The 1,721-nt window shown below is 57.5% G+C and carries 1 rRNA gene (running past one end of the window); it reads left to right on the forward strand.

The features are described from left to right. The first annotated feature begins 52 nt into the window (after positions 1-52). Positions 53-1,721, forward strand: a 23S ribosomal RNA gene (locus ABZ910_RS36150) (it continues 1,491 nt past the right edge of the window).

Consider the following 1,721-nt stretch of genomic DNA (forward strand, 5'->3'; position numbering starts at 1 on the left):
GACGGGTGGTTGGTCGTTGTTTGAGAACTGCACAGTGGACGCGAGCATCTGTGGCCAAGTTTTTAAGGGCGCACGGTGGATGCCTTGGCACCAGGAACCGATGAAGGACGTGGGAGGCCACGATAGTCCCCGGGGAGTCGTCAACCAGGCTTTGATCCGGGGGTTTCCGAATGGGGAAACCCGGCAGTCGTCATGGGCTGTCACCCGCTGCTGAACACATAGGCAGTGTGGAGGGAACGCGGGGAAGTGAAACATCTCAGTACCCGCAGGAAGAGAAAACAACCGTGATTCCGGGAGTAGTGGCGAGCGAAACCGGATGAGGCCAAACCTACGACGTGTGAGACCCGGCAGGGGTTGCGTCGTGGGGGTTGTGGGATCTCTCTTCTGTTGTCTGCCGGCAACAGGACGAGTCAGAAACCGTTGATGTAGGCGAAGGACATGCGAAAGGTCCGGCGTAGAGGGTAAGACCCCCGTAGTCGAAACGTCAGCGGCTCGTTTGAGAGACACCCAAGTAGCACGGGGCCCGAGAAATCCCGTGTGAATCTGGCGGGACCACCCGCTAAGCCTAAATATTCCCTGGTGACCGATAGCGGATAGTACCGTGAGGGAATGGTGAAAAGTACCGCGGGAGCGGAGTGAAATAGTACCTGAAACCGTGTGCCTACAAGCCGTGGGAGCGTCGGATACAGCTTGCTGTATCTCGTGACTGCGTGCCTTTTGAAGAATGAGCCTGCGAGTTTGCGGTGTGTTGCGAGGTTAACCCGGGTGGGGAAGCCGTAGCGAAAGCGAGTCCGAATAGGGCGATTCAGTAGCACGCTCAAGACCCGAAGCGGAGTGATCTAGCCATGGGCAGGTTGAAGCGGAGGTAAGACTTCGTGGAGGACCGAACCCACCAGGGTTGAAAACCTGGGGGATGACCTGTGGTTAGGGGTGAAAGGCCAATCAAACTCCGTGATAGCTGGTTCTCCCCGAAATGCATTTAGGTGCAGCGTCGTGTGTTTCTTGCCGGAGGTAGAGCACTGGATAGGCGATGGGCCCTACCGGGTTACTGACCTTAGCCAAACTCCGAATGCCGGTAAGTGAGAGCACGGCAGTGAGACTGTGGGGGATAAGCTCCATGGTCGAGAGGGAAACAGCCCAGAGCATCGACTAAGGCCCCTAAGCGTACGCTAAGTGGGAAAGGATGTGGAGTCGCACAGACAACCAGGAGGTTGGCTTAGAAGCAGCCACCCTTGAAAGAGTGCGTAATAGCTCACTGGTCTAGTGATTCCGCGCCGACAATGTAGCGGGGCTCAAGCGTACCGCCGAAGTCGTGTCATTGCAGCAATAAGCCCCAACGGGTGCTGTGATGGGTAGGGGAGCGTCGTGTGCCGGGTGAAGCCGCGCCGGAAGGCAGTGGTGGACGGTTCACGAGTGAGAATGCAGGCATGAGTAGCGATACAAACGTGAGAAACGTTTGCGCCGATTGACTAAGGGTTCCTGGGTCAAGCTGATCTGCCCAGGGTAAGTCGGGACCTAAGGCGAGGCCGACAGGCGTAGTCGATGGATAACCGGTTGATATTCCGGTACCCGCTGTGAAGCGTCAAACATCGAGCATCGTGATGCTAAGGCCGTGAAGCCGTTCCGGACCCTTCGGGGAAAGGAAAGTGGTGGAGCCGCCGAACCAAGCGGTTAGTAGGTGAGTGATGGGGTGACGCAGGAAGGTAGTCCAGCCCGGGCGG

It is taken from the genome of Streptomyces sp. NPDC046805, from assembly GCF_040645355.1.
Taxonomy (GTDB): domain Bacteria; phylum Actinomycetota; class Actinomycetes; order Streptomycetales; family Streptomycetaceae; genus Streptomyces.